The sequence below is a fragment of the Escherichia sp. WS1118 genome, assembly GCF_046487695.1.
Classification (GTDB): domain Bacteria; phylum Pseudomonadota; class Gammaproteobacteria; order Enterobacterales; family Enterobacteriaceae; genus Escherichia; species Escherichia coli.
Genome location: NZ_JBJQIZ010000024.1, coordinates 1 through 23,802 on the forward strand (window position 1 = coordinate 1; position 23,802 = coordinate 23,802).

Consider the following 23,802-nt stretch of genomic DNA (forward strand, 5'->3'; position numbering starts at 1 on the left):
CATTCTGTCCAAAGATGAAGGCGGTCGTCATACTCCGTTCTTCAAAGGCTACCGTCCGCAGTTCTACTTCCGTACTACTGACGTGACTGGTACCATCGAACTGCCGGAAGGTGTAGAGATGGTAATGCCGGGCGACAACATCAAAATGGTTGTTACCCTGATCCACCCGATCGCGATGGACGACGGTCTGCGTTTCGCAATCCGTGAAGGCGGCCGTACCGTTGGCGCGGGCGTTGTAGCAAAAGTTCTGAGCTAATTGCCGATAACATTTGACGCAATGCGCACTAAAAGGGCATCATTTGATGCCCTTTTTGCACGCTTTCGTACCAGAACCTGGCTCATCAGTGATTTTCTTTGTCATAATCATTGCTGAGACAGGCTCTGTTGAGGGCGTATAATCCGAAAAGCTAATACGCGTTTCGATTTGGTTTGCCTCGCGATCGCGGGGTGAAAATGTTTGTAGAATACTTCTGACAGGTTGGTTTATGAGTGCGAATACCGAAGCTCAAGGAAGCGGGCGCGGCCTGGAAGCGATGAAGTGGGTCGTTGTGGTGGCATTGCTCCTGGTAGCGATTGTCGGCAACTACCTTTATCGCGACATTATGCTGCCGCTGCGTGCGCTGGCCGTAGTAATTCTGATTGCTGCAGCGGGTGGTGTCGCGCTGTTAACGACAAAAGGTAAAGCAACCGTTGCTTTTGCCCGTGAAGCGCGTACCGAAGTCCGTAAGGTCATTTGGCCGACTCGCCAGGAAACATTGCACACCACGCTGATTGTGGCTGCGGTTACCGCAGTAATGTCACTGATCCTGTGGGGACTGGATGGTATTCTGGTTCGCCTGGTATCCTTTATCACTGGCCTGAGGTTCTGAGATGTCTGAAGCTCCTAAAAAGCGCTGGTACGTCGTTCAGGCGTTTTCCGGTTTTGAAGGCCGCGTAGCAACGTCGCTGCGTGAGCATATCAAATTACACAACATGGAAGAGTTGTTTGGTGAAGTCATGGTACCAACCGAAGAAGTGGTTGAAATCCGTGGCGGTCAGCGTCGCAAAAGCGAACGTAAATTCTTCCCTGGCTACGTCCTCGTTCAGATGGTGATGAACGACGCGAGCTGGCACCTGGTGCGCAGCGTACCGCGTGTGATGGGCTTCATCGGCGGTACTTCCGATCGTCCTGCGCCAATCAGCGATAAAGAAGTCGATGCGATTATGAACCGCCTGCAGCAGGTTGGTGATAAGCCGCGTCCGAAAACGTTGTTTGAACCGGGTGAAATGGTCCGTGTTAATGATGGTCCGTTCGCTGACTTCAACGGCGTTGTTGAAGAAGTTGATTACGAGAAATCTCGTCTGAAAGTGTCTGTTTCTATCTTCGGTCGTGCGACCCCTGTAGAGCTGGACTTCAGCCAGGTTGAAAAAGCTTAACCCAGCGATCAAAAAAGCGGCGATTTAATCGTTGCACAAGGCGCGAGATTGGAATACAATTTCGCGCCTTTTGTTTTTATGGGCCTTGCCCGTAAAACGATTTTTTATATCACGGGGAGCCTCTCAGAGGCGTTATTACCCAACTTGAGGAATTTATAATGGCTAAGAAAGTACAAGCCTATGTCAAGCTGCAGGTTGCAGCTGGTATGGCTAACCCGAGTCCGCCAGTAGGTCCGGCTCTGGGTCAGCAGGGCGTAAACATCATGGAATTCTGCAAAGCGTTCAACGCAAAAACTGATTCCATCGAAAAAGGTCTGCCGATTCCGGTAGTAATCACTGTTTACGCTGACCGTTCTTTCACTTTCGTTACCAAGACTCCGCCGGCAGCAGTTCTGCTGAAAAAAGCGGCTGGTATCAAGTCTGGTTCCGGTAAGCCGAACAAAGACAAAGTGGGTAAAATTTCCCGCGCTCAGCTGCAGGAAATCGCGCAGACCAAAGCTGCCGACATGACTGGTGCCGACATTGAAGCGATGACTCGCTCCATCGAAGGTACTGCACGTTCCATGGGCCTGGTAGTGGAGGACTAAGAAATGGCTAAACTGACCAAGCGCATGCGTGTTATCCGCGAGAAAGTTGATGCAACCAAACAGTACGACATCAACGAAGCTATCGCTCTGCTGAAAGAACTGGCGACTGCTAAATTCGTAGAAAGCGTGGACGTAGCTGTTAACCTCGGCATCGACGCTCGTAAATCTGACCAGAACGTACGTGGTGCAACTGTACTGCCGCACGGTACTGGCCGTTCCGTTCGCGTAGCCGTATTTACCCAGGGTGCAAACGCTGAAGCTGCTAAAGCTGCAGGTGCTGAACTGGTAGGTATGGAAGATCTGGCTGACCAGATCAAGAAAGGCGAAATGAACTTTGACGTTGTTATTGCTTCTCCGGATGCAATGCGCGTTGTTGGCCAGCTGGGCCAGGTTCTGGGTCCGCGCGGCCTGATGCCAAACCCGAAAGTGGGTACTGTAACGCCGAACGTTGCTGAAGCGGTTAAAAACGCTAAAGCTGGCCAGGTTCGTTACCGTAACGACAAAAACGGCATCATCCACACCACCATCGGTAAAGTGGACTTTGACGCTGACAAACTGAAAGAAAACCTGGAAGCTCTGCTGGTTGCGCTGAAAAAAGCAAAACCGACTCAGGCGAAAGGCGTGTACATCAAGAAAGTTAGCATCTCTACCACCATGGGTGCAGGTGTTGCAGTTGACCAGGCTGGCCTGAGCGCTTCTGTAAACTAATGCCTTTACGTGGGCGGTGATTTTGTCTACAATCTTACCCCCACGTATGCTAACGAAAGTTAGCAGCTAAAAAGATTTGTTCGTTGGAGCCTGGCCTATCCAGGCCTCCGTCGAAGACCGCAGGAGTTTCGCAAGAAACTTAATCCCCTGCGTAGACGGTGACAGAACGCTAAGATTATTCTTTTATATTCTGGCTTGTTTCTGCTCACCGTAATTAAGACGCTCTCTCCGTTTGGAGGAGTGAAGTGAGTTCCAGAGATTTTCTCTGGCAAACATCCAGGAGCAAAGCTAATGGCTTTAAATCTTCAAGACAAACAAGCGATTGTTGCTGAAGTCAGCGAAGTAGCCAAAGGCGCGCTGTCTGCAGTAGTTGCGGATTCCCGTGGCGTAACTGTAGATAAAATGACTGAACTGCGTAAAGCAGGTCGCGAAGCTGGCGTATACATGCGTGTTGTTCGTAACACCCTGCTGCGCCGTGCTGTTGAAGGTACTCCGTTCGAGTGCCTGAAAGATGCGTTTGTTGGTCCGACCCTGATTGCATACTCTATGGAACACCCGGGCGCTGCTGCTCGTCTGTTCAAAGAGTTCGCGAAAGCGAATGCAAAATTTGAGGTCAAAGCCGCTGCCTTTGAAGGTGAGCTGATCCCGGCGTCTCAGATCGACCGCCTGGCAACTCTGCCGACCTACGAAGAAGCAATTGCACGCCTGATGGCAACCATGAAAGAAGCTTCGGCTGGCAAACTGGTTCGTACTCTGGCTGCTGTACGCGATGCGAAAGAAGCTGCTTAATCGCAGTTATCTTTTTAACGCATTCGCTTACGTATAAACTTATTCTGATATTCAGGAACAATTTAAATGTCTATCACTAAAGATCAAATCATTGAAGCAGTTGCAGCTATGTCTGTAATGGACGTTGTAGAACTGATCTCTGCAATGGAAGAAAAATTCGGTGTTTCCGCTGCTGCTGCTGTAGCTGTAGCTGCTGGCCCGGTTGAAGCTGCTGAAGAAAAAACTGAATTCGACGTAATTCTGAAAGCTGCTGGCGCTAACAAAGTTGCTGTTATCAAAGCAGTACGTGGCGCAACTGGCCTGGGTCTGAAAGAAGCTAAAGACCTGGTTGAATCTGCACCGGCTGCTCTGAAAGAAGGCGTGAGCAAAGACGACGCAGAAGCACTGAAAAAAGCTCTGGAAGAAGCTGGCGCTGAAGTTGAAGTTAAATAAGCCAACCCTTCCGGTTGCAGCCTGAGAAATCAGGCTGATGGCTGGTGACTTTTTAGTCACCAGCCTTTTTGCGCTGTAAGGCGCCAGTAGCGTTTCACACTGTTTGACTACTGCTGTGCCTTTCAATGCTTGTTTCTATCGACGACTTAATATACTGCGACAGGACGCCCGTTCTGTGTAAATCGCAATGAAATGGTTTAAGCGTGATAGCAACAGGCATTGCGGAAAGTGTTCCATTTTCCGGTCAACAAAATAGTGTTGCACAAACTGTCCGCTCAATGGACAGATGGGTCGACTTGTCAGCGAGCTGAGGAACCCTATGGTTTACTCCTATACCGAGAAAAAACGTATTCGTAAGGATTTTGGTAAACGTCCACAAGTTCTGGATGTACCTTATCTCCTTTCTATCCAGCTTGACTCGTTTCAGAAATTTATCGAGCAAGATCCTGAAGGGCAGTATGGTCTGGAAGCTGCTTTCCGTTCCGTATTCCCGATTCAGAGCTACAGCGGTAATTCCGAGCTGCAATACGTCAGCTACCGCCTTGGCGAACCGGTGTTTGACGTCCAGGAATGTCAAATCCGTGGCGTGACCTATTCCGCACCGCTGCGCGTTAAACTGCGTCTGGTGATCTATGAGCGCGAAGCGCCGGAAGGCACCGTAAAAGACATTAAAGAACAAGAAGTCTACATGGGCGAAATTCCGCTCATGACGGACAACGGTACCTTTGTTATCAACGGTACTGAGCGTGTTATCGTTTCCCAGCTGCACCGTAGTCCGGGGGTCTTTTTTGACTCCGACAAAGGTAAAACCCACTCTTCGGGTAAGGTGCTGTATAACGCGCGCATCATCCCTTACCGTGGTTCCTGGCTGGACTTCGAATTCGATCCGAAGGACAACCTGTTCGTACGTATCGACCGTCGCCGTAAACTACCTGCGACAATCATTCTGCGTGCCCTGAACTACACCACAGAGCAGATCCTCGACCTGTTCTTTGAAAAAGTTATCTTTGAAATCCGTGATAACAAGTTGCAGATGGAACTGGTGCCGGAACGCCTGCGTGGTGAAACCGCATCTTTTGACATCGAAGCTAACGGTAAAGTGTACGTAGAAAAAGGCCGCCGCATTACTGCGCGCCATATTCGCCAGCTGGAAAAAGACGACGTCAAGCTGATCGAAGTTCCGGTTGAGTACATCGCAGGTAAAGTGGTTGCTAAAGACTACATTGATGAGTCTACCGGCGAGCTGATCTGCGCAGCGAACATGGAGCTGAGCCTGGATCTGCTGGCTAAGCTGAGCCAGTCTGGTCATAAGCGTATCGAAACGCTGTTCACCAACGATCTGGATCACGGCCCATATATCTCTGAAACCTTACGTGTCGACCCAACTAACGACCGTCTGAGCGCACTGGTAGAAATCTACCGTATGATGCGCCCTGGCGAGCCGCCGACTCGTGAAGCTGCTGAAAGCCTGTTCGAGAACCTGTTCTTCTCCGAAGACCGCTATGACTTGTCTGCGGTTGGTCGTATGAAGTTCAACCGTTCTCTGCTGCGCGAAGAAATCGAAGGTTCCGGTATCCTGAGCAAAGACGACATCATTGATGTTATGAAAAAGCTCATCGATATCCGTAACGGTAAAGGCGAAGTTGATGATATCGACCACCTCGGCAACCGTCGTATCCGTTCTGTTGGCGAAATGGCGGAAAACCAGTTCCGCGTTGGCCTGGTACGTGTAGAGCGTGCGGTGAAAGAGCGTCTGTCTCTGGGCGATCTGGATACCCTGATGCCTCAGGATATGATCAACGCCAAGCCGATTTCCGCAGCAGTGAAAGAGTTCTTCGGTTCCAGCCAGCTGTCTCAGTTTATGGACCAGAACAACCCGCTGTCTGAGATTACGCACAAACGTCGTATCTCGGCACTCGGCCCAGGCGGTCTGACCCGTGAACGTGCAGGCTTCGAAGTTCGAGACGTACACCCGACTCACTACGGTCGCGTATGTCCAATCGAAACCCCTGAAGGTCCGAACATCGGTCTGATCAACTCCCTGTCCGTGTACGCACAGACTAACGAATACGGCTTCCTTGAGACTCCGTATCGTAAAGTGACCGACGGTGTTGTAACTGACGAAATTCACTATCTGTCTGCTATCGAAGAAGGCAACTACGTTATCGCCCAGGCGAACTCCAACCTGGATGAAGAAGGCCACTTCGTAGAAGACCTGGTAACTTGCCGTAGCAAAGGCGAATCCAGCTTGTTCAGCCGCGACCAGGTTGACTACATGGACGTATCCACCCAGCAGGTGGTATCCGTCGGTGCGTCCCTGATCCCGTTCCTGGAACACGATGACGCCAACCGTGCATTGATGGGTGCGAACATGCAACGTCAGGCCGTTCCGACTCTGCGTGCTGATAAGCCGCTGGTTGGTACGGGTATGGAACGTGCTGTTGCCGTTGACTCCGGTGTAACTGCGGTTGCTAAACGTGGTGGTGTCGTTCAGTACGTGGATGCTTCCCGTATCGTTATCAAAGTTAACGAAGACGAGATGTATCCGGGTGAAGCAGGTATCGACATCTACAACCTGACCAAGTACACCCGTTCTAACCAGAACACCTGTATCAACCAGATGCCGTGTGTGTCTCTGGGTGAACCGGTAGAACGCGGCGACGTGCTGGCAGACGGTCCGTCCACCGATCTCGGTGAACTGGCGCTTGGTCAGAACATGCGCGTAGCGTTCATGCCGTGGAATGGTTACAACTTCGAAGACTCCATCCTCGTATCCGAGCGTGTTGTTCAGGAAGACCGTTTCACCACCATCCATATTCAGGAACTGGCGTGTGTGTCCCGTGATACCAAGCTGGGGCCGGAAGAGATCACCGCTGACATCCCGAACGTGGGTGAAGCTGCGCTCTCCAAACTGGATGAATCCGGTATCGTTTACATTGGTGCGGAAGTGACCGGTGGCGACATTCTGGTTGGTAAGGTAACGCCGAAAGGTGAAACTCAGCTGACCCCAGAAGAGAAACTGCTGCGTGCGATCTTCGGTGAGAAAGCGTCTGACGTTAAAGACTCTTCTCTGCGCGTACCAAATGGTGTATCCGGTACGGTTATCGATGTTCAGGTCTTTACTCGCGATGGCGTAGAAAAAGACAAACGTGCGCTGGAAATCGAAGAAATGCAGCTCAAACAGGCGAAGAAAGACCTGTCTGAAGAACTGCAGATCCTCGAAGCAGGTCTGTTCAGCCGTATCCGTGCTGTGCTGGTAGCCGGTGGCGTTGAAGCTGAGAAGCTCGACAAACTGCCGCGCGATCGCTGGCTGGAGCTGGGCCTGACCGACGAAGAGAAACAAAATCAGCTGGAACAGCTGGCTGAGCAGTATGACGAACTGAAACACGAGTTCGAGAAGAAACTCGAAGCGAAACGCCGCAAAATCACCCAGGGCGACGATCTGGCACCGGGCGTGCTGAAGATTGTTAAGGTATATCTGGCGGTTAAACGCCGTATCCAGCCTGGTGACAAGATGGCAGGCCGTCATGGTAACAAGGGTGTAATTTCTAAGATCAACCCGATCGAAGATATGCCTTACGATGAAAACGGTACTCCGGTAGACATCGTACTGAACCCGCTGGGCGTACCGTCTCGTATGAACATTGGTCAGATCCTCGAAACTCACCTGGGTATGGCTGCGAAAGGTATCGGCGACAAGATCAACGCCATGCTGAAACAGCAGCAAGAAGTCGCGAAACTGCGCGAATTCATCCAGCGTGCGTACGATCTGGGCGCTGACGTTCGTCAGAAAGTTGACCTGAGTACCTTCAGCGATGAAGAAGTTATGCGTCTGGCTGAAAACCTGCGCAAAGGTATGCCAATCGCAACGCCGGTCTTCGACGGTGCGAAAGAAGCAGAAATTAAAGAGCTGCTGAAACTTGGCGACCTGCCGACTTCTGGTCAGATCCGCCTGTACGACGGTCGCACTGGTGAACAGTTCGAGCGTCCGGTAACCGTTGGTTACATGTACATGCTGAAACTGAACCACCTGGTCGACGACAAGATGCACGCGCGTTCCACCGGTTCTTACAGCCTGGTTACTCAGCAGCCGCTGGGTGGTAAGGCACAGTTCGGTGGTCAGCGTTTCGGGGAGATGGAAGTGTGGGCGCTGGAAGCATACGGCGCAGCATACACCCTGCAGGAAATGCTCACCGTTAAGTCTGATGACGTGAACGGCCGTACTAAGATGTATAAAAACATCGTGGACGGCAACCATCAGATGGAGCCGGGCATGCCAGAATCCTTCAACGTATTGTTGAAAGAGATTCGTTCGCTGGGTATCAACATCGAACTGGAAGACGAGTAATTCTCGCTCAAACAGGTCACTGCTGTCGGGGTAAAACCCGGCAGCGGATTGTGCTAACTCCGACGGGAGCAAATCCGTGAAAGATTTATTAAAGTTTCTGAAAGCGCAGACTAAAACCGAAGAGTTTGATGCGATCAAAATTGCTCTGGCTTCGCCAGACATGATCCGTTCATGGTCTTTCGGTGAAGTTAAAAAGCCGGAAACCATCAACTACCGTACGTTCAAACCAGAACGTGACGGCCTTTTCTGCGCCCGTATCTTTGGGCCGGTAAAAGATTACGAGTGCCTGTGCGGTAAGTACAAGCGCCTGAAACACCGTGGCGTCATCTGTGAGAAGTGCGGCGTTGAAGTGACCCAGACTAAAGTACGCCGTGAGCGTATGGGCCACATCGAACTGGCTTCCCCGACTGCGCACATCTGGTTCCTGAAATCGCTGCCGTCCCGTATCGGCCTGCTGCTCGATATGCCGCTGCGCGATATCGAACGTGTACTGTACTTCGAATCCTATGTGGTTATCGAAGGTGGTATGACCAACCTGGAGCGTCAGCAGATCCTGACTGAAGAGCAGTATCTGGACGCGCTGGAAGAGTTCGGTGACGAATTCGACGCGAAGATGGGTGCGGAAGCAATCCAGGCCCTGCTGAAGAGCATGGATCTGGAGCAAGAGTGCGAACAGCTGCGTGAAGAGCTGAACGAAACCAACTCCGAAACCAAGCGTAAAAAGCTGACCAAGCGTATCAAACTGCTGGAAGCGTTCGTTCAGTCTGGTAACAAACCAGAGTGGATGATCCTGACCGTTCTGCCGGTACTGCCGCCAGATCTGCGTCCGCTGGTTCCGCTGGATGGTGGTCGTTTCGCGACTTCTGACCTGAACGATCTGTATCGTCGCGTCATTAACCGTAACAACCGTCTGAAACGTCTGCTGGATCTGGCTGCGCCGGATATCATCGTACGTAACGAAAAACGTATGCTGCAGGAAGCGGTAGACGCCCTGCTGGATAACGGTCGTCGCGGTCGTGCAATCACCGGTTCTAACAAGCGTCCTCTGAAATCTTTGGCCGACATGATCAAAGGTAAACAGGGTCGTTTCCGTCAGAACCTGCTCGGTAAGCGTGTTGACTACTCCGGTCGTTCTGTAATCACCGTAGGTCCATACCTGCGTCTGCATCAGTGCGGTCTGCCGAAGAAAATGGCGCTGGAGCTGTTCAAACCGTTCATCTACGGCAAGCTGGAACTGCGTGGTCTTGCTACCACCATCAAAGCTGCGAAGAAAATGGTTGAGCGCGAAGAAGCTGTCGTTTGGGATATCCTGGACGAAGTTATCCGCGAACACCCGGTACTGCTGAACCGTGCACCGACTCTGCACCGTCTGGGTATCCAGGCATTTGAACCGGTACTGATCGAAGGTAAAGCTATCCAGCTGCACCCGCTGGTTTGTGCGGCATATAACGCCGACTTCGATGGTGACCAGATGGCTGTTCACGTACCGCTGACGCTGGAAGCCCAGCTGGAAGCGCGTGCGCTGATGATGTCTACCAACAACATCCTGTCCCCGGCAAACGGCGAACCAATCATCGTTCCGTCTCAGGACGTTGTACTGGGTCTGTACTACATGACCCGCGACTGTGTTAACGCCAAAGGCGAAGGCATGGTGCTGACTGGCCCGAAAGAAGCAGAACGTCTGTATCGCTCTGGTCTGGCTTCTCTGCATGCGCGCGTTAAAGTGCGTATCACCGAGTATGAAAAAGATGCAAACGGTGAATTAGTAGCGAAAACCAGCCTGAAAGACACGACTGTTGGCCGTGCCATTCTGTGGATGATTGTACCGAAAGGTCTGCCTTACTCCATCGTCAACCAGGCGCTGGGTAAAAAAGCAATCTCCAAAATGCTGAACACCTGCTACCGCATTCTCGGTCTGAAACCGACCGTTATTTTTGCGGACCAGATCATGTATACCGGCTTTGCATATGCAGCGCGTTCTGGTGCATCTGTTGGTATCGATGACATGGTCATCCCGGAGAAGAAACACGAAATCATCTCCGAGGCAGAAGCAGAAGTTGCTGAAATTCAGGAGCAGTTCCAGTCTGGTCTGGTAACTGCGGGCGAACGCTACAACAAAGTTATCGATATCTGGGCTGCGGCGAACGATCGTGTATCCAAAGCGATGATGGATAACCTGCAAACTGAAACCGTTATTAACCGTGACGGTCAGGAAGAGAAGCAGGTTTCCTTCAACAGCATCTACATGATGGCCGACTCCGGTGCGCGTGGTTCTGCGGCACAGATTCGTCAGCTTGCTGGTATGCGTGGTCTGATGGCGAAGCCGGATGGCTCCATCATCGAAACGCCAATCACCGCGAACTTCCGTGAAGGTCTGAACGTACTCCAGTACTTCATCTCCACCCACGGTGCTCGTAAAGGTCTGGCGGATACCGCACTGAAAACGGCGAACTCCGGTTACCTGACTCGTCGTCTGGTTGACGTGGCGCAGGACCTGGTGGTTACCGAAGACGATTGTGGTACCCATGAAGGTATCATGATGACTCCGGTTATCGAAGGTGGTGACGTTAAAGAGCCGCTGCGCGATCGCGTACTGGGTCGTGTAACTGCTGAAGACGTTCTGAAGCCGGGTACTGCTGATATCCTCGTTCCGCGCAACACGCTGCTGCACGAACAGTGGTGTGACCTGCTGGAAGAGAACTCTGTCGACGCGGTTAAAGTACGTTCTGTTGTATCTTGTGACACCGACTTTGGTGTATGTGCGCACTGCTACGGTCGTGACCTGGCGCGTGGCCACATCATCAACAAAGGTGAAGCAATCGGTGTTATCGCGGCACAGTCCATCGGTGAACCGGGTACACAGCTGACCATGCGTACGTTCCACATCGGTGGTGCGGCATCTCGTGCGGCTGCTGAATCCAGCATCCAGGTGAAAAACAAAGGTAGCATCAAGCTCAGCAACGTGAAGTCGGTTGTGAACTCCAGCGGTAAACTGGTTATCACTTCCCGTAACACCGAACTGAAACTGATCGACGAATTCGGTCGTACCAAAGAAAGCTACAAAGTACCTTACGGTGCGGTACTGGCGAAAGGCGATGGCGAACAGGTTGCTGGCGGCGAAACCGTTGCAAACTGGGACCCGCACACCATGCCGGTTATCACCGAAGTAAGCGGTTTTGTACGCTTTACTGACATGATCGACGGCCAGACCATTACTCGTCAGACCGACGAATTGACCGGTCTGTCTTCGCTGGTGGTTCTGGATTCCGCAGAACGTACCGCAGGTGGTAAAGATCTGCGTCCGGCACTGAAAATCGTTGATGCTCAGGGTAACGACGTTCTGATCCCGGGTACCGATATGCCTGCGCAGTACTTCCTGCCGGGTAAAGCGATTGTTCAGCTGGAAGATGGCGTACAGATCAGCTCTGGTGACACCCTGGCGCGTATTCCGCAGGAATCCGGCGGTACCAAGGACATCACCGGTGGTCTGCCGCGCGTTGCGGACCTGTTCGAAGCACGTCGTCCGAAAGAGCCGGCAATCCTGGCTGAAATCAGCGGTATCGTTTCCTTCGGTAAAGAAACCAAAGGTAAACGTCGTCTGGTTATCACCCCGGTAGACGGTAGCGATCCGTACGAAGAGATGATTCCGAAATGGCGTCAGCTCAACGTGTTCGAAGGTGAACGTGTAGAACGTGGTGACGTAATTTCCGACGGTCCGGAAGCGCCGCACGACATTCTGCGTCTGCGTGGTGTTCATGCTGTGACTCGTTACATCGTTAACGAAGTACAGGACGTATACCGTTTGCAGGGCGTTAAGATTAACGATAAACACATCGAAGTTATCGTTCGTCAGATGCTGCGTAAAGCTACCATCGTTAACGCGGGCAGCTCCGACTTCCTGGAAGGTGAACAGGTTGAATACTCTCGCGTCAAGATCGCAAACCGCGAACTGGAAGCGAACGGCAAAGTGGGTGCAACTTACTCCCGCGATCTGCTGGGTATCACCAAAGCGTCTCTGGCAACCGAGTCCTTCATCTCCGCGGCATCGTTCCAGGAGACCACTCGCGTGCTGACCGAAGCAGCCGTTGCGGGCAAACGCGACGAACTGCGCGGCCTGAAAGAGAACGTTATCGTGGGTCGTCTGATCCCGGCAGGTACCGGTTATGCGTACCACCAGGATCGTATGCGTCGCCGTGCTGCGGGTGAAGCTCCGGCTGCACCGCAGGTGACTGCAGAAGACGCATCTGCCAGCCTGGCAGAACTGCTGAACGCAGGTCTGGGCGGTTCTGATAACGAGTAATCGTTAATCCGCAAATAACGTAAAAACCCGCTTCGGCGGGTTTTTTTATGGGTGTTATTCAGAGGGCAAAGTCTTCACGGGAAATATTAAGAAAGGCAGGGCGAAACGAGGAAGAAGCTTTTCGCCCTGGACAACATTCCTGTTGACGGGACTACCATAAAAAAACACAACGCTTTCAACAACCTTGCGTTTTTCATCTTCCGGAGCTGCTCGGAATAAATTTACGTTCTTACATTCTGTCTCATGGCCTTTGCGATGGGCGTCCCAGATAGCTGTCCCAGTCTTTCCATACCGGCTGCAAACCCTGAGCGGTTAACGCGGCAGCAACCGCTTCCGGTCTGCGATCGTCGTGCGGTGAGAACTGTTCCAGCTCGGGGTGGTTGTCGGCATAGCCACCTGGCTGCGTTTTCGAAAAAGCGCTGACGTTATTAATTGCCAGCGGAATTACGCGATCGCGAAACCACGGTGATTCCCGCGTGGAGAGTGACAGTTCAATCTCCGGTGCAAGCAGCCGGAAAGCGCAGATGGCTTGCACTAACTGGCGTTCATCCATAATCGACGCAGGCTCAATGCCGCCAGTACATGGACGCAGGCGTGGGAAGGAGACAGAGTAGCGGCTTTGCCAGTAATGCTGTTGCAGCCATAGCAAATGTTCGGCAACCATATAGCAGTCAACTCGCCAGCTGTCGGAAAGGCCGATTAGCGCGCCGAGGCCTATCTTATCAATCCCCGCACGCCCTAGCCGATCCGGCGTTTCCAGCCGCCAGAAGAAGTCCTGTTTTTTACCTTTCAGATGATGATGGGCATAAGTCGCCTCATGATATGTCTCCTGATAAACCATTACTCCATCGAGGCCAAGCTGTTTTAACTCGGCATATTCCGCCTCCGCCAGCGGTTGCACTTCCATCTGTAGTGAAGAGAACTGTTCACGCAGGGCAGGGAGATGACGACGAAAGTAATCCATCCCCACTTTCGCCTGATGTTCACCAGTGACTAATAGCAGATGTTCAAAGCCCATCTCCCGTATAGCGGCGCTTTCCCTGGCAATATCCGCTTCATCCAGCGTTTTGCGCTTGATGCGGTTGCTCATAGAAAATCCGCAATAAGTACAGTCGTTAGCGCAAAGATTGGAAAGATAAAGCGGGACGTAGAAGCTGACGACGTTGCCAAATCGCTGACGAGTCAGACGTTGCGCTCGCTGGGCCAGTGGTTCCAGATAGCCACTGGCGGCGGGTGATAGCAATGCCATCATGTCGTCGCGGGTGAGTTGCGAGGCATTTAGCGCCCGCTCTACGTCAGCAGCCGTTTTGCCGTTGATACGCAGGCGGATGTCATCCCAGTCCAGTTGTCGCCAGCGATCGCTGAAGGTTTTCATGCCGATGCCTCCAGAAATCCAGTCAGCGGGCTGGTGGCATGAGCAAAATGACTGCGGCTGCCCGGTCCGGACTGACGTGCCAGCAGGCCTGATTCTACCGCCAGACGAAATGCCTTCGCCATGTTGACGGGATCGTCCGCGACGGCAATCGCCGTATTCACTAACACCGCGTCGGCCCCCATTTCCAGCGCCTGCGCGGCATGGCTGGGAACGCCGATGCCAGCATCGACAACCACCGGAACGGTGGCCTGCTGGATAATAATCTCCAGCATGGCGCGGGTTTCCAGTCCCTGATTCGAGCCAATCGGCGCGCCGAGCGGCATCACCGCTGCACAGCCGACTTCTTCCAGACGTTTACACAATACCGGATCGGCCCCGCAGTAAGGCAGCACGACAAATCCCTGTTGTACCAGCGTTTCGGCGGCTTTCAGGGTTTCGATGGGATCGGGCAACAGCCAGCGGGCGTCAGGGTGAATCTCCAATTTTAGCCAGTTTGTGCCTAACGCTTCACGTGCCAGATGGGCGGCGAAAATGGCTTCTTCCGCGGTTTTCGCCCCGGAAGTATTCGGCAGCAGGGTCACACCCGCCGCGATAAGCGGTTCGAGGATAGCGTCGTTGTGCTGGCGCAAGTCGACACGTTTCATCGCCAGCGTCACCAGTTGGCTGCCGCAAGCGCGGATCGCCTCCACCATCAGTTGTGAAGAGGCGAATTTTCCGGTGCCAGTAAACAGATGTGAAGCAAACGTTTTGTCCGCAATACGTAACATCTTAACCCCCTGCAATAACCTGAAAAAGCAGGATCTGGTCGCCATCCTGCACGATATGTTGCGCCCACTGCTCACGCGGGACGATTTGCTGATTAATCGCCAGTGCCGCGCCCGCTTGTTGTTGGTCGAGTTGCTCCAGTAGTTCGTGAACCGTTTGCCCGGCGGCGCACTGCATCGGTTGATCGTTAAACAGGATCTGCATTGCTTCCTCCGCATACCGGGCAACCACTGGCGCGGCGCAAAGCCAGGCTGCGCCACTGGCTCGACTTACCGTCGAACAGTCGGAGTTCTCCCGCAGGCGTCTCTATACCACTTAATAACTTAATCGCTTCCAGTGCCTGTAATGTGCCCATAACCCCGACCACCGGGCCAACCACGCCCGCCGTGCGGCAGTTGCGTTCTGGCTCCTGGTTATCTGGCCACAGGCAGCGGTAACACCCCTGCTCCCAGGGCGGCGTCAGTACCATCAACTGACCGCCAAATCCGACCGCGCTGGCGGTGATAAGCGGCGTGTTGAGTGCCACGCAGGTGGCATTAATCTCCTGGCGAGTCGCCATATTGTCGGTACAGTCGAGCACCACATCGGCCCGTGCTACCGCATCTTTTAACGCCTCACCCGTCAACCGTTGTTGTAATGCCATCAGTTGAATGTCGGGATTCAACTGTGTCAGTCGCTGTTGGCTGACCTGTGATTTCGGGCGATCGATATCTTCAGTGGTAAAGAGGATTTGTCGTTGCAGATTGCTTAAATGCACATCGTCGTCATCTGCCAGTACCAGCGTCCCGACGCCAGCCCCCGCCAGGTATAGCGCAGCAGGTGTACCCAGCCCGCCAAGACCAATAATCAGCACCTGGCTGTCGAGCAGTTTTTGCTGCCCGTCCAGAGCGATATCGTCGAGCAGGATTTGGCGGCTATAACGCATAAAGTCACGGTCATTCATCGCCAACTCCTGCAATTTCCAGCAGCTGTGCCGTTGCCAAACGCCAGTCTGCGGCTTGAGTAATGGCGCTGACGACGGCGATACTGCCGACACCCGTTGCTATCACCGCAGGCGCGCGCGCCAGACTGATACCGCCAATCGCCACGGTGGGATAATCCGCCAGGCGCTCAACATGCCGTGCCAGCTGTTCCAGTCCCTGCGGTGCAGAAGGCATCTGTTTGGTTTGTGTCGGAAACACATGTCCCAGCGCGATATAAGAAGGACGTGCCGCCAGCGCGACGTCGATCTCCATATCGTCATGAGTCGAAACGCCCAGCCGCAGGCCCGCTGCACGGATGGCATTGAGATCGGTGGCTTGCAAATCTTCCTGCCCCAGATGGACGCCATACGCCTGATGCTTAATCGCCAGCCGCCAGTAATCGTTGATAAACAATCGCGCGTTATAGCGGCGGCCCAGCGCAATTGCCGCCACGACATCGGCTTCCACCTCTTCATCGCGCCGATCTTTGATGCGTAGCTGGAGAGTACGTACGCCTGCATCCAACAGACGTTCGATCCACTGTACGCTGTCAACCACCGGGTACAGTCCTAAACGAAAGGGTACAGGAGGAAACTCAGGCTGATACATCACGCTTCCTCCTTACGCAGGTAGATTTCTCCGCCTCTGGCGCGGAAGTTCTCCGACATATCCGCCATTCCCACTTCAATGGTTTGCGCGGCGGCGTAATCACGCACTTCCTGGCTGATTTTCATCGAGCAGAATTTCGGTCCACACATGGAGCAAAAATGGGCGACTTTACCGGACTCTTGCGGCAGGGTTTCATCGTGATAAGCGCGGGCAGTAAACGGGTCGAGGGCCAGATTAAACTGGTCTTCCCAGCGAAATTCGAAGCGGGCTTTCGACATGGCGTTATCGCGAATTTGCGCGCCCGGATGCCCTTTCGCCAGGTCGGCGGCGTGGGCGGCAATCTTATAGGTGATAAGCCCCTGTTTAACATCTTCTTTATTAGGCAGACCCAGATGCTCTTTTGGCGTTACGTAGCAGAGCATTGCACAACCAAACCAGCCAATCATCGCCGCGCCAATCCCTGACGTGAAGTGGTCATAGCCCGGCGCGATATCGGTAGTTAGCGGCCCCAGAGTGTAAAACGGCGCTTCGTGGCAGTGCTCTAACTCCTCGGTCATATTGCGGCGAATCATCTGCATCGGCACGTGGCCTGGGCCTTCAATCATCACCTGCACGTCATATTCCCAGGCGATTTTGGTCAGTTCGCCCAGCGTATGCAGCTCGGCAAACTGTGCTTCATCGTTGGCGTCCTGAATAGAACCGGGGCGCAGGCCGTCGCCCAGCGACAGCGAAACGTCATAAGCAGCACAGATTTCACAAATTTCGCGGAAGTGTTGATAGAGGAAATTTTCCTGATGATGGGAGAGGCACCATTTCGCCATAATCGAACCGCCGCGAGAGACGATACCGGTCAGGCGTTTCGCGGTCATCGGCACGTAGCGCAGCAGCACCCCCGCATGGATAGTGAAGTAATCCACACCTTGCTCGGCTTGTTCCAGCAGGGTGTCGCGGAAGACTTCCCAGGTAAGATCTTCAGCGATCCCGTTCACCTTCTCCAGTGCCTGGTAGATCGGCACTGTACCGATCGGCACCGGGCTGTTACGCAAAATCCACTCGCGGGTTTCGTGAATATAGCGACCAGTGGAAAGATCCATCACGGTATCCGCTCCCCAGCGTGTGGACCATACCAGTTTTTCCACTTCTTCTTCGATGGAAGAAGTGACCGCTGAGTTGCCGATATTGGCGTTAACTTTTACCAGGAAGTTACGGCCAATAATCATCGGCTCCGATTCCGGATGATTAATGTTGGCCGGGATAATCGCACGTCCGGCAGCAACTTCATCACGGACAAATTCCGCAGTGATATTTTCCGGCAGACGTGCGCCAAAGCTCATTCCCGGATGCTGGTGGCGTAAAACTTCGCTACGTATGCGCTCGCGACCCATATTCTCGCGAATGGCGATGAATTCCATTTCGGGCGTGATGATACCCTGGCGGGCGTAGTGCAGTTGGGTGACGCGGCGTCCTGCTTTGGCGCGTTTTGGCGTTAATACGCCGCTAAAACGCAGCTCGTCGAGGCCATCATCTGCCAGCCGCGCTTTTGTGTAATCGGAACTGCGCACGGTAAGTTCTTCGGTATCGCCGCGCGCATCGATCCACGGCTGGCGTAGTTTTGCCAGCCCTTGCTGCACGTTAATGGCGATCTGCGGATCGCCATACGGACCGGAGGTGTCGTAGACCGGAATCGCTTCGTTTTCTTCGTACTGCGGTTGTTCTTTGCTACCGCCGATTAGCGTCGGGCTAAGCTGGATCTCACGCATCGGCACGCGCACGCCGGGTTGTGTGGCAGTGATGTAAATGCGTTTTGAGTTGGGAAAGGCGGAGCCTTCCAGGGTATCGATAAAATGTTGGGCCAGGGCGCGTTGTTCGCGGCGGGTCAGTTTTGTTGCAGACATAGCTCATTCCAAAAAGTTAAGGACGTGGCTTGTCAGACGACGGATGAAGCAAGAGACGATCGCCGCAAAGGCGATGCGATAGCAGATTAACTCTTGTTCCCTTCGCAGGTATTAGCCTGATCAGGTTCCGCGGATCCCGAATAAACGGTCTCAGCCAGTTAAGGCACTCCGACAAGAAATTAGCCCCACAAACGGGGCGTTGAATGTAAATTACGCGTTAACAGCGCAGAACTCAAGCAGGATATTTGACGCGGGCGGCGTCAAGCACCAGTAGAATCAGCTTATCTTCCAGCACAAAGCGCGCTTCCAGTGCCTCGCCGATGTCAGATAAAACCTGTTGAAACTCAAGGTAATTATCATGATCGATGGCGGTTTCCAGACTGGAATCGTAGTCATCCATAATCTGTTGAGTATTGGCTTCGAGTTGTGGCCAAATCTTCGCGGCGCGTGCGAGTTGCCCATTGCCTTCCAGCTTATGAAGAATGCGCTCATAAATACTGAAATGTCCGGCAGACAAGTAATCGACCAGGCTCTGACAAAAATCATCAAGGGCTTTTTCGTTTAGCCTCATGTACGATTCTTTGCCAGGCTTAACGCCAACCAGATTGTAGTAAGCCACGAGCAGATGCTTACGTACATGTAGCCAGCGATCAACCAGTTTGTTACTTCCTCTGACGCGCTCCGTCAGGTTATCGAGCTGGTTAAGCATGATTGACTCCGCAAGTTTGTATTCAAAAACTGCTCTGTGAGAAATGTAAAAACCATGTTAAACATGCCAGTGATGCAAAGGTAGTGCAAGAGCTATGGATCGTATAATTGAAAAATTAGATCACGGCTGGTGGGTCGTCAGCCATGAACAAAAATTATGGTTGCCGAAGGGAGAATTGCCATATGGCGAAGCGGCAAATTTCGATCTTGTGGGTCAGCGCGCACTACAAATCGGCGAATGGCAGGGGGAACCTGTTTGGTTAGTACAACTGCAGCGGCGTCACGATATGGGGTCGGTACGTCAGGTCATTGATCTCGATGTTGGGCTGTTTCAACTGGCCGGACGTGGCGTGCAACTGGCGGAGTTTTACCGATCGCATAAATACTGTGGTTACTGCGGGCATGAAATGTATCCAAGCAAAACCGAATGGGCGATGCTGTGCAGCCATTGCCGTGAGCGTTACTACCCGCAAATCGCCCCCTGCATTATTGTTGCCATCCGTCGCGATGATTCGATCCTCCTCGCCCAGCATACCCGTCATCGTAACGGTGTCCATACAGTACTTGCCGGATTCGTCGAAGTGGGTGAAACCCTCGAGCAGGCCGTCGCGCGGGAAGTGATGGAAGAGAGCGGAATTAAAGTTAAAAACTTGCGTTACGTGACCTCCCAACCGTGGCCGTTTCCTCAGTCTTTAATGACCGCGTTTATGGCGGAATATGACAGCGGCGAGATCGTGATCGACCCGAAAGAATTGCTTGAGGCGAACTGGTATCGCTATGACGATTTGCCGTTACTCCCGCCGCCCGGCACCGTAGCGCGCCGTCTGATAGAAGATACAGTGGCGATGTGTCGGGCAGAGTATGAGTGATGATACACTGACCGCCTGACGCACTAAGGAACAGCCAAAATGACCGAACTTAAAAACGATCGTTATCTGCGGGCGCTGCTGCGCCAGCCCGTTGATGTCACTCCAGTATGGATGATGCGCCAGGCGGGTCGCTATCTACCGGAATATAAAGCCACGCGCGCCCAGGCGGGCGATTTTATGTCGCTGTGCAAAAATGCCGAGCTGGCGTGCGAAGTGACTTTGCAACCGCTGCGTCGCTATCCGCTGGATGCGGCGATCCTCTTTTCCGATATCCTCACCGTGCCGGACGCGATGGGGTTAGGGCTCTATTTTGAAGCCGGAGAAGGTCCGCGTTTTACCTCGCCAGTCACCTGCAAAGCCGACGTCGATAAACTGCCAATTCCGGACCCGGAAGATGAGCTGGGTTACGTGATGAACGCGGTGCGTACCATTCGTCGCGAACTGAAAGGCGAAGTGCCGCTGATTGGTTTTTCCGGCAGCCCGTGGACGCTGGCGACTTACATGGTTGAAGGCGGTAGCAGCAAAGCCTTCACCGTGATCAAAAAGATGATGTATGCCGATCCGCAGGCGCTGCACGCGCTGCTCGATAAACTGGCGAAAAGCGTCACGTTGTATCTGAATGCGCAGATTAAAGCCGGTGCTCAGGCAGTCATGATTTTCGACACCTGGGGCGGCGTGCTTACCGGGCGCGATTATCAACAGTTCTCGCTTTATTACATGCATAAAATTGTTGATGGTTTACTGCGTGAAAACGACGGTCGCCGCGTGCCAGTCACGCTGTTTACCAAAGGTGGCGGACAGTGGCTGGAAGCGATGGCAGAAACCGGTTGCGATGCGCTGGGCCTCGACTGGACAACGGACATCGCCGATGCGCGCCGTCGCGTGGGCAATAAAGTCGCGCTGCAGGGTAATATGGACCCGTCGATGCTGTACGCGCCGCCTGCCCGCATTGAAGAAGAAGTGGCGTCTATACTTGCCGGTTTCGGTCACGGCGAAGGCCATGTCTTTAACCTTGGTCACGGCATTCATCAGGATGTGCCGCCAGAACATGCAGGCGTGTTTGTGGAGGCAGTGCATCGCTTGTCTGAACAGTATCACCGCTAAGGAGCGATTATGGATCTCGCGTCATTACGCGCTCAACAAATTGAACTGGCTTCTTCTGTGATCCGCGAGGATCGACTCGATAAAGATCCGCCGGATCTGATCGCCGGAGCCGATGTCGGATTTGAGCAGGGCGGCGAAGTGACGCGAGCGGCGATGGTGCTGCTGAAATACCCCTCGCTTGAGCTGGTGGAGTATAAAGTGGCCCGCATCGCCACCACCATCCCTTACATTCCTGGTTTTCTCTCCTTTCGTGAATATCCTGCGCTGCTGGCAGCGTGGGAGATGCTGTCACAAAAGCCGGATTTAGTGTTTGTCGATGGTCATGGGATCTCGCATCCTCGCCGTCTTGGCGTCGCCAGCCATTTTGGTTTGCTGGTGGATGTGCCGACCATTGGCGTAGCGAAAAAACGGCTCTGCGGTAAATTCGAACCGCTCTCCAGCGAACCGGGCGCGCTGGCCCCGCTGATGGATAAAGGCGAGCAGCTGGCCTGGGTCTGGCGCAGCAAAGCGCGCTGTAACCCGTTGTTTATCGCTACCGGCCATCGGGTCAGCGTGGACAGCGCGCTGGCGTGGGTACAACGCTGCATGAAAGGCTATCGTCTGCCGGAGCCAACGCGCTGGGCGGACGCGGTGGCCTCGGAACGTCCGGCGTTCGTGCGCTATACAGCAAATCAGCCCTAATTCAGGTAAACTGCGGATAATTTCCGTATTTGAGAACTCAACATGTTACAAAACCCAATTCATCTGCGTCTGGAGCGCCTGGAAAGCTGGCAGCACGTCACTTTTATGGCCTGCTTATGCGAACGCATGTACCCCAATTACGCCGTATTCTGTCAGCAAACTGGTTTTGGTGATGGGCAGATTTACCGCCGCATTCTCGATCTCATTTGGGAAACGCTGACCGTCAAAGACGCAAAAGTAAATTTCGACAGCCAACTGGAGAAATTTGAAGAAGCGATTCCTTCAGCCGACGATTTTGATCTGTACGGCGTTTATCCGGCAATTGATGCTTGCGTGGCGTTAAGTGAACTGGTCCATTCGCGTTTAAGTGGCGAAACGCTCGAACACGCGGTGGAAGTGAGTAAGACTTCCATCACGACCGTGGCGATGCTGGAAATGACTCAGGCTGGTCGCGAAATGAGCGATGAAGAGCTCAAAGAAAACCCAGCTGTAGAGCAAGAATGGGACATTCAGTGGGAAATATTCCGACTTTTAGCTGAGTGCGAAGAACGCGATATCGAGCTGATAAAAGGCCTTAGGGCAGACCTGCGTGAGGCGGGTGAGAGCAATATTGGTATAATTTTTCAGCAATAAGACCAGAAAACGTGATTTAACGCCTGATTTGTCGTACCTGGAGTCTTCCCTTTCGCCCCCCGTCTGGTCTACATTTGGGGGGCGAAAAAAAGTGGCTATCGGTGCGTGTATGCAGGAGAGTGCTATTCTGGCATTTCCGTCGCACTCGATGCTTAGCAAGCGATAAACACATTGTAAGGATAACTTATGAACAAGACTCAACTGATTGATGTAATTGCAGAGAAAGCAGAACTGTCCAAAACCCAGGCTAAAGCTGCTCTGGAGTCCACTCTGGCTGCAATTACTGAGTCTCTGAAAGAAGGCGATGCTGTACAACTGGTTGGTTTCGGTACCTTCAAAGTGAACCACCGCGCTGAGCGTACTGGCCGCAACCCGCAGACCGGTAAAGAAATCAAAATTGCCGCAGCTAACGTACCGGCATTTGTTTCTGGCAAGGCACTGAAAGACGCAGTTAAGTAAGATTGCGTGGCAGTGAACAGTTTTAACGAAGGGGTGGTTTCACCCCTTTTGTCTTTCTGGCGTCGATCATTGATGCTGGCAGGCGCTCTGTTTCTCACTGCCTGTAGTCACAACTCTTCACTTCCTCCCTTTACCGCCAGTGGATTTGCTGAAGACCAGGGCGCGGTACGCATCTGGCGAAAAGACAGCGGCGATAATGTGCATCTGCTTGCCGTGTTTAGCCCGTGGCGCAGTGGCGATACCACGACGCGAGAGTATCGCTGGCAGGGCGATAACCTTACGCTCATCAATATCAATGTTTACAGCAAACCGCCGGTGAACATTCGCGCGCGTTTTGACGATCGCGGCGATCTGAGCTTTATGCAACGTGAATCCGATGGGGAAAAGCAGCAGCTTTCTAACGACCAAATCGATTTATACCGTTATCGTGCTGATCAGATCCGCCAGATTAGCGATGCCTTACGTCAGGGGAGAGTCGTGCTGCGCCAGGGGCGCTGGCATGCGATGGAACAGACCGTGACCACCTGCGAAGGGCAAACCATTAAACCTGATTTAGATTCGCAGGCGATAGCGCATATCGAGCGCCGCCAGAGCCGCTCTTCTGTTGATGTCAGCGTGGCATGGCTGGAAGCGCCCGAAGGTTCGCAATTACTGTTGGTGGCAAACTCTGATTTCTGTCGCTGGCAACCCAACGAGAAAACGTTCTGATTTACCAGTGGCCCATACCCATATGACCGCCACCACCGCAGTCGCCGTAACCCATTCCGGTACCGCGCGGAATACCCGCTTCAGCCATCGCAATATCTCGTTTCACCCGTAACTCATCTAACGACTGACGCAAATTCTCCATCTCTTTGGCGACCGCGTTAATTTTGCTGCTATCCGGTGGGTTCGCGGCTAACAGGGCATTGTATTCATAACGCTTTGTCACCAGTTGCTGTTGCAGTGCGCTGCTTTGAGCGTAAAAGTCATTATGGATTTTCTGCCACGCTGTCTGTTGTTCGCTGGTCAAAGGCGCGGCATTTTGCTGCCACATACCATGTCCGCCGTGAGCAAATGCAGATGTCGATCCCATCGCCATTGCTGAAAGCGCCATCATTACCAGGGCAATTTTCGTGTTCCGTTTCATGGTTAATCCTCCAGTGGTTGTCTTACTTCGGGT

Annotated in this window: 22 protein-coding genes, 1 pseudogene and 1 riboswitch; of the genes and pseudogenes, 15 read left to right on the plus strand and 8 right to left on the minus strand. The window is 53.1% G+C overall.

Translation table 11 applies throughout. The features are described from left to right. The 9 genes and pseudogenes from tuf to rpoC form a co-directional block, all read left to right on the plus strand. Positions 1-256, plus strand: a pseudogene (gene tuf / locus ACJHYO_RS23390) (elongation factor Tu); the annotation flags it as partial. A 229-nt stretch (positions 257-485) separates the two neighbouring features. After that, positions 486-869, plus strand: coding sequence for a preprotein translocase subunit SecE (gene secE, locus ACJHYO_RS23395; protein ID WP_001275702.1), 384 nt, complete (start codon positions 486-488; stop codon positions 867-869). A 1-nt stretch (position 870) separates the two neighbouring features. Continuing rightward, positions 871-1,416 carry a transcription termination/antitermination protein NusG gene (nusG, locus tag ACJHYO_RS23400; RefSeq protein ID WP_001287521.1) on the plus strand — a complete coding sequence of 182 codons (546 nt, stop codon included), beginning with the start codon at positions 871-873 and terminating at the stop codon, positions 1,414-1,416. Between the two features lie 158 nt (positions 1,417-1,574). Next, positions 1,575-2,003 (plus strand): 50S ribosomal protein L11, encoded by a 429-nt coding sequence (gene rplK, locus ACJHYO_RS23405; protein WP_001085926.1) that lies wholly within the window; start codon positions 1,575-1,577, stop codon positions 2,001-2,003. Between the two features lie 3 nt (positions 2,004-2,006). After that, complete coding sequence (rplA, locus tag ACJHYO_RS23410) at positions 2,007-2,711, plus strand: 50S ribosomal protein L1 (protein ID WP_001096684.1); 705 nt, start codon at positions 2,007-2,009, stop codon at positions 2,709-2,711. 291 nt (positions 2,712-3,002) lie between these two features. Next, positions 3,003-3,500 carry a 50S ribosomal protein L10 gene (gene rplJ, locus ACJHYO_RS23415; protein WP_001207201.1) on the plus strand — a complete coding sequence of 166 codons (498 nt, stop codon included), beginning with the start codon at positions 3,003-3,005 and terminating at the stop codon, positions 3,498-3,500. Between the two features lie 66 nt (positions 3,501-3,566). Continuing rightward, entirely contained in the window at positions 3,567-3,932 is a 366-nt protein-coding gene (gene rplL, locus ACJHYO_RS23420) for a 50S ribosomal protein L7/L12 (RefSeq protein WP_000028878.1), read from the plus strand. Positions 3,933-4,251: 319 nt separating this feature from the next. Further along, on the plus strand, positions 4,252-8,280 hold the full coding sequence (rpoB, locus tag ACJHYO_RS23425) for a DNA-directed RNA polymerase subunit beta (protein WP_000263098.1): 4,029 nt from the start codon (positions 4,252-4,254) through the stop codon (positions 8,278-8,280). Positions 8,281-8,356: 76 nt separating this feature from the next. After that, positions 8,357-12,580, plus strand: a complete 4,224-nt coding sequence (gene rpoC, locus ACJHYO_RS23430; RefSeq protein WP_000653944.1) for a DNA-directed RNA polymerase subunit beta' — start codon at positions 8,357-8,359, stop codon at positions 12,578-12,580. Positions 12,581-12,821: 241 nt separating this feature from the next. Here rpoC and thiH read toward each other — a convergent pair whose 3' ends face one another. The 7 genes from thiH to rsd all read right to left on the minus strand — a co-directional run bounded on the left by thiH (position 12,822) and on the right by rsd (position 18,895). Continuing rightward, complete coding sequence (gene thiH, locus ACJHYO_RS23435; protein ID WP_000847438.1) at positions 12,822-13,955, minus strand: 2-iminoacetate synthase ThiH; 1,134 nt, start codon at positions 13,953-13,955, stop codon at positions 12,822-12,824. Continuing rightward, complete coding sequence (gene thiG / locus ACJHYO_RS23440; protein WP_000944049.1) at positions 13,952-14,722, minus strand: thiazole synthase; 771 nt, start codon at positions 14,720-14,722, stop codon at positions 13,952-13,954. Before thiG ends, thiH begins: the two co-directional genes overlap by 4 nt. A 1-nt stretch (position 14,723) precedes the next feature. After that, positions 14,724-14,924 (minus strand): sulfur carrier protein ThiS, encoded by a 201-nt coding sequence (gene thiS / locus ACJHYO_RS23445; RefSeq protein ID WP_001166228.1) that lies wholly within the window; start codon positions 14,922-14,924, stop codon positions 14,724-14,726. Continuing rightward, the gene (gene thiF / locus ACJHYO_RS23450) at positions 14,908-15,663 is read right to left on the minus strand and encodes a thiazole biosynthesis adenylyltransferase ThiF (RefSeq protein ID WP_001314340.1); all 756 of its coding nucleotides are present in this window, start codon (positions 15,661-15,663) and stop codon (positions 14,908-14,910) included. The genes thiS and thiF overlap by 17 nt, the downstream gene beginning before the upstream one ends. Further along, a complete protein-coding gene (gene thiE, locus ACJHYO_RS23455; protein WP_001683447.1) occupies positions 15,656-16,291 on the minus strand; it encodes a thiamine phosphate synthase in 636 nt (211 codons plus the stop codon). Before thiE ends, thiF begins: the two co-directional genes overlap by 8 nt. Beyond that, positions 16,291-18,186 (minus strand): phosphomethylpyrimidine synthase ThiC, encoded by a 1,896-nt coding sequence (thiC, locus tag ACJHYO_RS23460; protein ID WP_001276879.1) that lies wholly within the window; start codon positions 18,184-18,186, stop codon positions 16,291-16,293. Before thiC ends, thiE begins: the two co-directional genes overlap by 1 nt. Positions 18,187-18,266: 80 nt before the next feature. Next, positions 18,267-18,367, minus strand: a riboswitch (TPP riboswitch). A 51-nt stretch (positions 18,368-18,418) separates the two neighbouring features. Continuing rightward, complete coding sequence (gene rsd, locus ACJHYO_RS23465; RefSeq protein WP_000934308.1) at positions 18,419-18,895, minus strand: sigma D regulator; 477 nt, start codon at positions 18,893-18,895, stop codon at positions 18,419-18,421. A gap of 94 nt (positions 18,896-18,989) precedes the next feature. Here rsd and nudC point away from each other — a divergent pair, with 94 nt between their 5' ends. The 6 genes from nudC (at position 18,990) to ACJHYO_RS23495 (ending at position 23,348) form a co-directional block, all read left to right on the plus strand. Then, a complete protein-coding gene (gene nudC, locus ACJHYO_RS23470) occupies positions 18,990-19,763 on the plus strand; it encodes an NAD(+) diphosphatase (RefSeq protein ID WP_000373936.1) in 774 nt (257 codons plus the stop codon). A gap of 39 nt (positions 19,764-19,802) precedes the next feature. After that, entirely contained in the window at positions 19,803-20,867 is a 1,065-nt protein-coding gene (gene hemE / locus ACJHYO_RS23475) for a uroporphyrinogen decarboxylase (protein WP_000137653.1), read from the plus strand. A 9-nt stretch (positions 20,868-20,876) separates the two neighbouring features. After that, on the plus strand, positions 20,877-21,548 hold the full coding sequence (nfi, locus tag ACJHYO_RS23480) for a deoxyribonuclease V (RefSeq protein ID WP_044705368.1): 672 nt from the start codon (positions 20,877-20,879) through the stop codon (positions 21,546-21,548). 42 nt (positions 21,549-21,590) lie between these two features. Beyond that, positions 21,591-22,181, plus strand: a complete 591-nt coding sequence (locus ACJHYO_RS23485; RefSeq protein ID WP_000941119.1) for a YjaG family protein — start codon at positions 21,591-21,593, stop codon at positions 22,179-22,181. Between the two features lie 186 nt (positions 22,182-22,367). Next, entirely contained in the window at positions 22,368-22,640 is a 273-nt protein-coding gene (hupA, locus tag ACJHYO_RS23490) for a nucleoid-associated protein HU-alpha (RefSeq protein ID WP_001044513.1), read from the plus strand. 12 nt (positions 22,641-22,652) lie between these two features. Then, positions 22,653-23,348: a DUF1481 domain-containing protein gene (locus ACJHYO_RS23495; protein ID WP_001300651.1), complete on the plus strand. Its 696-nt coding sequence runs from the start codon at positions 22,653-22,655 to the stop codon at positions 23,346-23,348. 1 nt (position 23,349) lies between these two features. On the opposite strand, the gene zraP is transcribed toward ACJHYO_RS23495, so the two are convergent. Further along, on the minus strand, positions 23,350-23,769 hold the full coding sequence (gene zraP / locus ACJHYO_RS23500; RefSeq protein ID WP_001314341.1) for a zinc resistance sensor/chaperone ZraP: 420 nt from the start codon (positions 23,767-23,769) through the stop codon (positions 23,350-23,352). Between the last annotated feature and the right edge of the window lie 33 nt (positions 23,770-23,802).